Genomic DNA, 9,358 nt, shown 5'->3' on the forward strand with positions numbered 1-9,358 from the left:
GTGGGGGCGTCCCGCTCGGTGCGGCGACGGCGAATCGATGTGCCAGATATTTCATACTTTGCGGAGCTGGAGCCGAGATGATCGGGGTGTGTGAGTGACCGCAGTGCTAGTGCTGGAAGATGGACGTGTCTTCCACGGGACCCCCTACGGCGCCGAGGGTGAGACCTTCGGCGAGATGGTCTTCAACACGGGGATGACCGGTTACCAGGAGACGCTGACCGATCCGTCGTACCACCGCCAGATCGTCGCGATGACCGCGCCGCACATCGGGAACACCGGGGTCAACGACGAGGATCCGGAGTCCTCGCGGGTGTGGGTGGCCGGTTACGTGGTCCGCGAGCCGGCCCGGGTGGCCTCCAACTGGCGCTCCAACCGTTCCCTGGACGACTACCTCAGGGAGCAGGGCGTCGTCGGCATCGCCATTCCCGGCACCCGCGCCCTGACCCGTCACCTGCGGGAGCGGGGAGCGATGCGGGCCGGGGTCTTCTCCGGCAAGGCTCTGGCGCCGGTCGAGGAGCTGCTGGAGCGGGTGCTGGGCAGCCCCCTGATGGAGGGCGCCGACCTGGCGGGGGAGGTCTCCACCGCCAAGCCGTACGTGGTGCCCGCGATCGGCGCGCGGCGGTTCACCGTGGCCGCGGTCGACCTCGGGATCAAGGCGATGACGCCGCACCGGATGGCCGAGCGCGGCTGCGAGGTGCACGTGCTGCCGGCCTCGGCCACCGCGGAGGAGATCCTCGCGCTCGGCCCGGACGGGGTGTTCTTCTCCAACGGCCCCGGCGACCCCGCCACCGCCGACGGACCGGTCAAGGCGCTTCGCGGGGTCCTCGACGCGGGTGTCCCGTTCTTCGGCATCTGCTTCGGAAACCAGCTCTTCGGGCGTGCCCTGGGGCTGGGCACCTACAAGCTGCGTTACGGCCACCGAGGTGTCAACCAGCCGGTACAGCACCGGGGAACCGGCAAGGTGGAGATCTCCGCGCACAACCACGGTTTCGCGGTGCGGGCACCGCTGGAGGGCGTGTTCGACACGCCGTACGGCCCGGCGGAGGTCAGCCACGTCAACCTCAACGACGACTGCGTCGAGGGGCTGCGGCTGCTGGACCGCCCGGCCTTCAGCGTCCAGTACCACCCGGAGGCCGCGGCCGGCCCGCACGACTCCGCAAGCCTGTTCGACGACTTCTGCGCGTTGATGGCGGGAGAGCGGGGAACGGTCAACGGGGCGATCACAAGTACGGAGCGGTCCGGGGAACGAGCGGGCGGAGTGGCGGACGAGGGACGAGTCCTCCGCGGAGCCGGCGAGGAGCCGGACGCGACCAAGAGCACGGAGCGGTCCGGGGAACGAGCGGGCGGAGTGGCGGACGAGGGACGAGTCCTCCGCGGAGCCGGCGAGGAGCCGGACGCGACCATGGGTACGGAGGGAAGCAAGGGTGCCTAAGCGCACGGACATCCAGTCGATCATGGTGATCGGCTCAGGACCGATCGTGATCGGCCAGGCATGCGAGTTCGACTACTCGGGTACCCAGGCCTGCCGCGTGCTGCGCGCCGAGGGCTTCCGCGTGATCCTCGTCAACAGCAACCCGGCGACCATCATGACCGACCCCGAGTTCGCCGACGCCACCTACGTCGAGCCCATCACCCCCGAGATCGTCGAGAAGATCATCGCCAAGGAGCGGCCCGACGCGCTGCTGCCCACCCTGGGCGGGCAGACCGCGCTGAACACCGCGATCTCCCTGTACGAGGCCGGCGTCCTGGAGCGCTACGAGGTCGAGCTGATCGGCGCCGACGTCGACGCCATCCAGGCGGGCGAGAACCGCGAGCTGTTCAAGGGCATCGTGGCCAAGGTCGCCGAGGAGTACGGCCTCAACGCCGAGTCGGCCCGCTCGTCCGTCTGCCACACCATGGACGAGTGCCTGGCCGCCGCCAGGGAACTGGGCTACCCGCTGGTGGTGCGGCCCTCCTTCACCATGGGCGGGGTCGGCTCCGGTTTCGCGCACGACGAGGAGGGGCTGCGCCGCATCGCCGGGGCGGGCCTCGACGCCTCGCCGACCACCGAGGTGCTCCTTGAGGAGTCCATCCTCGGCTGGAAGGAGTACGAGCTGGAGGTCATGCGCGACCGGGCGGACAACGTGGTGATCGTCTGCTCGATCGAGAACATCGATCCGATGGGCGTGCACACCGGTGACAGCGTCACCGTGGCCCCCGCGCTGACCCTGACCGACCGCGAGTACCAGAACATGCGCGACGTGGCCATCGCGGTCATCCGCGAGGTCGGCGTCGACACCGGCGGCTGCAACATCCAGTTCGCCGTCGAGCCGCGCACCGGCCGTATGGTCGTCATCGAGATGAACCCGCGCGTCTCGCGCTCCTCGGCGCTCGCCTCCAAGGCCACCGGCTTCCCGATCGCGAAGATCGCCGCGAAGCTCGCCATCGGCTACACGCTGGACGAGATCCCCAACGACATCACGAGGGAGACCCCGGCGTCGTTCGAGCCCTCGCTGGACTACATCGTGGTCAAGGTGCCCCGGTTCGCGTTCGAGAAGTTCTCCGGGGCCGACGCGACCCTGACCACTCACATGAAGTCGGTCGGCGAGGCCATGGCGATCGGCCGGTCCTTCCCCGAGGCCCTGCAGAAGGCACTGCGCTCGCTGGAGAAGAAGGGCGCCTCCTTCACCTGGGCGGGCGATCCGGGCGACAGGGACGAGCTCCTGGCCGCCTGCCGTATCCCGCACGACGGGCGCCTGTTCACCATGCAGCAGGCCATCCGCGCCGGGGCAGGCGCCGAGGAGCTGTTCGAGGCCACCCGTGTCGATCCGTGGTTCGTCGACCAGCTGATCGCGATCGACGAGATGGCCGCCGAGCTGCGCGAGGTGCCGCAGCTGACCGCCGAGGTGCTGACCAGGGTCAAGCGGTACGGCTTCAGCGACGCGCAGATCGCCGAGCTGCGCGGCATGACCGAGTCGCGGGTGCGCGACCTGCGCCACGCGCTCGGCGTCCGCCCGGTCTACAACACCGTCGACACCTGCGCCGCCGAGTTCGCCGCCCAGACCCCCTACCTGTACTCCACCTACGACGAGGAGAGCGAGGTCCCCTACGGGGAGCGCCCCAAGGTCCTCATCCTGGGTTCGGGGCCCAACAGGATCGGCCAGGGCATCGAGTTCGACTACGCGTGTGTGCACGCCTCCTTCGAGCTGTCGGCGGCCGGCTACGAGACCGTCATGGTCAACTGCAACCCCGAGACGGTCTCCACCGACTACGACACCTCCGACCGCCTCTACTTCGAGCCGCTCACCCTGGAGGACGTCCTGGAGGTCGTCCACGCCGAGCAGCAGACCGGCCCCGTCGCGGGCGTCATCGTCCAGCTCGGCGGCCAGACCCCGCTAGGCCTGGCCCAGGCGCTCAAGGACGCCGGTGTCCCGATCGTCGGCACCTCGCCCGAGTCGATCCACCTCGCCGAGGAGCGCGGCGCGTTCGGCCGGGTCCTCGCCGAGGCGGGCCTGCCCGCTCCCAAGCACGGCGTGGCGGTGACCTCCGACGAGGCGCTGGCCATCGCCGCGGAGATCGGCTACCCGGTGCTGGTGCGCCCCTCCTACGTGCTGGGCGGCGCGGGCATGGCCATCGTCTACGACGACGAGACCCTGATCGCCTACATGGCCAAGGCGGGCGCGGCCAGCGACCACCCGGTGCTGGTGGACAAGTTCCTCGACGAGGCCGTGGAGATCGACGTCGACGCGCTCTTCGACGGCGAGGAGCTCTACCTCGGCGGCGTGATGGAGCACATCGAGGAGGCCGGCATCCACTCCGGCGACTCGGCGTGCTCGCTGCCGCCGATGACGCTGGGAAGCTACGACATCAAGCGCATCCGCGCCGCCACCGAGGCCATCGCCAGAGGTGTGGGCGTGCGCGGCCTGCTCAACGTGCAGTACGCCATGTCGGCCAACATCCTGTACGTGCTGGAGGCCAACCCCCGCGCCAGCCGTACCATCCCGTTCGTCTCCAAGGCCACGGCGGTGCCGCTGGCCAAGGCGGCGGCCCGGGTGATGATGGGCGCCACGGTGGCCGAACTGCGCGCCGAGGGCCTGCTGCCGGAGAGCGGTGACGGCGGCACCATGCCGCTGGACGCGCCCATCGCGGTCAAGGAGGCCGTGCTGCCCTTCAACCGGTTCCGCGGCGTGGACATCGTGCTCAGCCCCGAGATGCGCTCCACCGGCGAGGTCATGGGCATCGACGAGTTCTTCGGCACCGCCTACGCCAAGTCGCAGGCCGCCGCGTACGGCTCGCTGCCCACCAAGGGGCGGGCGTTCGTCTCGGTCGCCAACCGTGACAAACGCGCCATGATCTTCCCGGTCAAGGCCCTCGCCGACCTCGGCTTCGAGATCCTCGCCACCGAGGGCACCGCCGAAGTCCTGCGCCGCAACGGTGTCCGTGCCAAGATCGTGCGCAAGCACAGCGAGGGAGCCGGTCCCGCGGGTGAGCAGACCATCGTCCGGCGCATCCTGGACGGGGAGGTGGATCTCATCGTCAACACCCCCTTCGGCAGCCCCGGCCAGTCGGGACCCCGCCTGGACGGCTACGAGATCCGCACCGCCGCCGTGCTGCGCGCCATCCCCTGCATCACCACGGTTCAGGGCCTGGCCGCGGCGGTGCAGGGCATCCAGGCGATCGTCCGCGGTGACATCGGCGTACGGTCCCTTCAGGAGCACGCGAAGCGGTTGCGGAGCGGTTGAGGAGTGAGGCCGGCGCCCCAGCGGAGGTGAGGAAGACGCCTGTTACTCCGGTGCAGGTGACAGGCACGGTGCTGACGACGCGCCGCGTCGACGCCTACCATGCGCTCACCGTGGTGGCGCCCGGCATCGCCGAGCGCTTCCGGCCCGGCCACTTCGTCGGGGTGGCCGTGGGCGGGGCGCAGACGTCGATGCTGACGCGCCGTGCCTTCTTCGTCCACGACGTCAAGCCCGACTACGGCGGTACCGTCGAGTTCGTCTTCTCGGTGAGCGGGCCGGGCACGGCCTGGCTGGCCGACCGGCGCGCCCGCGACACCCTCGACCTGGTGGGCCCGCTCGGCCGCCCGTTCCCGCTGCCCAGAGACCCGGTGACCTGCGTCCTGGTCGGCGCCGAGCACGGCTCGGCGACGCTGTTCACCGTGGCCGACGCCCTCCAGCGGCGTGGTTGCCGCGTCGACTTCGTGCTCGGCGCGGCCTCGGCCGACCGGGTGTTCGGCGCCCTGCGGGCCAGGAGGATGGGGGAGACGACCACGCTGACCACCGAGGACGGCTCCCTGGGCATGCGCGGCCGGGTGACCGACGTGCTGCCCGGCGTGATCGCCGATGTACGGGCCGACGCGGTCTACGCCTGCGGTCCGATGCCGATGCTGCACGGCGTCACCACGGTGGCCGTCGAGTTCGACATCCCCGTCCAGGTGGCGGTCGAGGAGCGGATGGCGTGCGGGATCGGCGTGTGCATGACGTGCGTGCTGCCGGTCATCGGGGACGACGGGGTGACCCGGATGGTGCGCTCGTGCGTCGAGGGACCGGTCTTCAGGGGTGAGCGCGTCCGCTTCGACGACGTCGGGACGATCCCGTTCGACGCGCTGGGAGCGCCCGGTGGAGGAATACGGAATGCCGGTTGACATGCGGACGTACCTGGGGCACGTGGAACTGGTCAACCCCGTCACCACGGCCGCCGGGTGCGCGGCGTCCGGCTCCGAACTCGCCCAGTTCTTCGACCTCGCCCGGATCGGCGCGCTGACCACCCGGTCGATCACGATGGCCCCCAGGGCGGGCCGTCCGACCCCCAGGATGGCCGAGACGCCCTCGGGCATGCTCAACGCCGTCGGGCTCCAGGGGCCGGGTGTGGACGCCTTCCTGGAGCGTGAGCTGCCCTGGCTGGCCCAGCGAGGCGTGCGGACCGTGGTGTCCATCGGCGGCGGCACCGTGGCCGAGTACACCGCGCTGGCCCGCAGGCTCACCGACGCGCCCGGCGTCACCGCCGTGGAGGTCAACCTGTCGTGCCCCAACATCGAGGATCGGGGCAGGGTCTTCGCCCGCGACGGCGCGGCCTCCGCCGAGGTGATCGCCTCGGTGCGCTCGGTGATGCGCTACGACGTGCCGGTGGTGGCCAAGCTCTCCCCGGACGTCATGGACATCGTGAGCGTGGCCCGCGCGTGCGTGGACGGCGGCGCCGACGCCCTGTCGATGATCAACAATCCGCTCGGCATGAGCATCGACACCGAGGCCATGCGGCCCGTGCTCGCGGCGGTCACCGGCGGCCTGTCGGGCCCCGCGGTCAGGCCACTGGCCGTACGCTGCGTATGGCAGGTCCACGCGGCCCTGCCCAGCGTGCCCATCATCGGCATGGGCGGCGTGCTGACCGGCAGGGACGCCTTCGAGTTCATCCTCGCCGGAGCCTGCGTCGTCGCCGTGGGGACCGCACTGTTCCACGACCCCTACGCCTGCCTGCGCATCCTCCGCGAGCTTGAGGAGATCCTGGCGGCCCGGGGGTTCCACCGGCTGGCCGACGCGGTCGGGCTGGCACACCGCCCGCCGGGGGCGTCCACCCGGCACCGGATAGACCTTGAGGAGAGTTCCCTGTGACGCCCGCACCCATCGCCGTCGCCCTGGACGCGCCAGACCTCGAGACCGCGGCTCACTGGGCCAGCCTGGTCACTCCACACGTCACCACGGTCAAGGTCGGGCTGGAACTCTACCTCCGCTACGGCCCCGACGTGATCGCCTCGGTCCGGGGGGCGAGCGGGGTGCGGGTCTTTCTCGACCTTAAACTCCACGACATCCCCAACACCGTCGCGGGCGCGGCCAGGGCCGTGGCCAGGCTCAAGCCCGCCATCCTGACGGTCCATGCCACCGGCGGCCCGGCGATGATCCGGGCGGCGGTGGAGGCCATGCCCAACACCCAGATCGCGGCGGTGACGTTGCTCACGTCGCTCTCGGAGGCCGATCTGGAGCAGATGGGCGTCAGGGGCCCGTCCGAGGACGCCGTGCGCCGCCTGTCGGCCATGGCCGTCGCCGCGGGCGCCCAGGCCCTCGTCTGCTCGCCGCGCGAGGTGGCCGCGGTGCGTGCCGAGGTCGGGCCCGACATCACGCTCATCACCCCCGGCGTCCGCCCCGCCGGCGCCGAGAGTCAGGATCAGGCAAGAGTAGCGACCCCCGAGCAGGCTTTCGCCGACGGGGCGGACCTTCTCGTGATCGGCCGACCGATCACCGGCTCCGCCGACCCCGGCGCGACGGCCGCGGGCATCGCCGCGGCCCTCCGGCGCACCTCCGCGGCCGCCGGACACGGCGCATGACACAACCCCGGAAAACTCGGCGTTGAGCGTAGTTTTATCCACACAGGGCGATGTCATGAGCACGGAAAGTCACGAAGTAGATTTTCTAGGGGGATAAAGTGGTCTTGACGTTGCTTGAAGCGCCATGACCAGCTAGTTTCCCTTCCCGTCCGAGTACATCGACAGGAAATTCGAGGTGACCCGGCGTGGCTCTTCCTCCCCTAACCCCTGAGCAGCGCGCCGCAGCCCTAGAGAAGGCTGCCAAGGCCCGCCGAGAGCGTGCCGAGGTGAAGAACCGCCTGAAGCACGGTGCGGTCTCTCTGGCTGAGGTGCTCAAAGACGGGCAGGCCGACGACGTCATCGGCAAGATGAAGGTTTCGGCCCTTCTTGAGTCGCTCCCCGGCGTGGGTAAGGTTCGCGCCAAGCAGCTCATGGAGCGGCTTGGCATCGCCGAGTCCCGCCGCGTGCGGGGCCTGGGTACGAACCAGCGAGCTTCGCTCGAGCGTGAGTTCGGCGGGGCCGAGAGCTAATCTCGGTTCAAACGACCACGTTCACCCCATATGGGGACAGCATCACGGGGGGTTTGGAGTGACCGGAACGTCGCGGTCCGGCAAGAGCCGGGCTCCGGAGGCAACCGCCGAGGGCGGAGCCGGTCGCTCCACATCCTCGGCCGGAGGTCCGAAGGGGGCGCGAGCCCTCGCCGGACTCCCGGCCGGTAGGCGTCTGACGGTCCTGTCCGGGCCGTCCGGCGTCGGCAAGTCCACGGTCGTCGCCGAGCTTCGGCGGGCACACCCGGAGGTGTGGCTGTCGGTCTCGGTGACCACCAGGAAACCCCGTCCCGGGGAGACCCACGGGGTCGAGTACTTCTTCGCCGACGACGAGGAGTTCGACCGCCTCGCCGCCTCCGGCGAGCTGCTCGAGTGGGCCGAGTTCGCCGGGAACCGGTACGGAACGCCGCGTGGCCCGGTGCTCGAGAAACTCGCCGCCGGGGTGCCCACGCTGCTGGAGATCGACCTCCAGGGCGCCAGACAGGTCCGGGCGACCATGCCCGAGGCCCTGCTGGTCTTCCTGGCCCCCCCGACCTGGGAGGAGCTGGAGAAGCGCCTGCGCGGCCGGGGCACCGAGCCCGAGGACGTCATCGCCCGCCGCCTGGCGGCCGGCCGGATCGAGATGGCGGCCGAGCGGGAGTTCGACCTGACGCTCGTCAACACGTCAGTCCAGGATGTATGTCATCGGCTGATAGCCTTGTTGGCTGATGCTCCCGAGGGTTCACGCCTCGGACGTTCACCTAGCTAGGGGAAATCACACGTGGCAACCAGCGCCGCCTACTCCGAAGGCATCACCAACCCGTCGATCGACGCCCTGCTCGACATCGTCGACAGCAAGTACAGTCTCGTGATCTTCGGCTCCAAGCGGGCGCGTCAGATCAACGCCTACTACTCCCAGCTCGGCGAGGGCCTGCTCGAGTACGTCGGCCCGCTCGTCGAGACCCACGCGCAGGAGAAGCCGCTCTCCATCGCGCTGCGCGAGGTCAGCGAGGGCCTGCTCACCTCCGAGCCGATCGAGGGCTGACCCACCTCGATGCCGACCTCCGTGGTTCCCCGCAAGCCGAGGGTCGTCCTCGGTGTGAGCGCGGGCATCGCCGCCTACAAGGCGTGCGAGTTGCTGCGCCTGTTCACCGAGTCCGGCCACGAGGTGCGCGTGGTCCCGACCAGGGAGGCGCTCCGCTTCGTCGGTGAGCCGACCTGGGCCGCGCTGTCCGGCAACCCGGTCACGACCGACGTCTGGGAGTCGGTGCACGAGGTGCCGCACGTCCGCATCGGGCAGGGCGCCGACCTGGTGGTCGTCGCGCCGGCCACCGCCGACGTGCTCGCCAAGGCCGCCCACGGGCTGGCCGGCGACCTGCTGACCAACACCCTGCTCACCGCGCGCTGCCCGGTGGTGTTCGCCCCCGCGATGCACACCGAGATGTGGGAGCACCCCGCGACCCGCGCGAACGTGGCCACGCTCCGCGAGCGCGGCTCGATCGTCGTCGATCCCGCGGTGGGCCGCCTGACCGGGGCCGACACCGGCCCCGGCCGC

At 70.5% G+C, this 9,358-nt stretch carries 8 protein-coding genes and 1 pseudogene; all 9 read left to right on the forward strand.

From position 1 onward, the window contains the following. Nucleotides 1-94: 94 nt before the first annotated feature. Nucleotides 95-1,198: pseudogene (carA, locus tag ABZ260_RS39140) on the forward strand (glutamine-hydrolyzing carbamoyl-phosphate synthase small subunit); the annotation flags it as partial. A gap of 226 nt (nt 1,199-1,424) precedes the next feature. Further along, the gene (gene carB / locus ABZ260_RS39145; protein ID WP_355627620.1) at nt 1,425-4,721 is read left to right on the forward strand and encodes a carbamoyl-phosphate synthase large subunit; all 3,297 of its coding nucleotides are present in this window, start codon (nt 1,425-1,427) and stop codon (nt 4,719-4,721) included. Nucleotides 4,722-4,771: 50 nt separating this feature from the next. After that, on the forward strand, nt 4,772-5,623 hold the full coding sequence (locus ABZ260_RS39150; RefSeq protein ID WP_350924430.1) for a dihydroorotate dehydrogenase electron transfer subunit: 852 nt from the start codon (nt 4,772-4,774) through the stop codon (nt 5,621-5,623). Next, the gene (locus tag ABZ260_RS39155; protein WP_030909991.1) at nt 5,613-6,587 is read left to right on the forward strand and encodes a dihydroorotate dehydrogenase; all 975 of its coding nucleotides are present in this window, start codon (nt 5,613-5,615) and stop codon (nt 6,585-6,587) included. Before ABZ260_RS39150 ends, ABZ260_RS39155 begins: the two co-directional genes overlap by 11 nt. Then, nucleotides 6,584-7,297, forward strand: coding sequence for an orotidine-5'-phosphate decarboxylase (gene pyrF / locus ABZ260_RS39160; RefSeq protein WP_350924433.1), 714 nt, complete (start codon nt 6,584-6,586; stop codon nt 7,295-7,297). Before ABZ260_RS39155 ends, pyrF begins: the two co-directional genes overlap by 4 nt. 185 nt (nt 7,298-7,482) lie before the next feature. Next, nucleotides 7,483-7,806 carry an integration host factor, actinobacterial type gene (mihF, locus tag ABZ260_RS39165; protein WP_030909986.1) on the forward strand — a complete coding sequence of 108 codons (324 nt, stop codon included), beginning with the start codon at nt 7,483-7,485 and terminating at the stop codon, nt 7,804-7,806. Between the two features lie 193 nt (nt 7,807-7,999). Continuing rightward, nucleotides 8,000-8,572 carry a guanylate kinase gene (gmk, locus tag ABZ260_RS39170; protein ID WP_051752025.1) on the forward strand — a complete coding sequence of 191 codons (573 nt, stop codon included), beginning with the start codon at nt 8,000-8,002 and terminating at the stop codon, nt 8,570-8,572. 12 nt (nt 8,573-8,584) lie between these two features. Further along, nucleotides 8,585-8,848 carry a DNA-directed RNA polymerase subunit omega gene (rpoZ, locus tag ABZ260_RS39175; protein ID WP_030909981.1) on the forward strand — a complete coding sequence of 88 codons (264 nt, stop codon included), beginning with the start codon at nt 8,585-8,587 and terminating at the stop codon, nt 8,846-8,848. Between the two features lie 9 nt (nt 8,849-8,857). Next, on the forward strand, nt 8,858-9,358 hold a 501-nt coding region (locus ABZ260_RS39180; protein WP_355627624.1), incomplete at its 3' end, for a flavoprotein.

It is taken from the genome of Streptosporangium sp. NPDC006013 (genome assembly GCF_040614275.1).
GTDB lineage: Bacteria > Actinomycetota > Actinomycetes > Streptosporangiales > Streptosporangiaceae > Streptosporangium.

Excerpts from the sequence above, each read along its gene's own strand:
- ABZ260_RS39155 (WP_030909991.1), top strand. The coding sequence starts at position 5,613 with ATGCCGGTTGACATGCGGACGTACCTGGGGCACGTGGAACTGGTCAAC.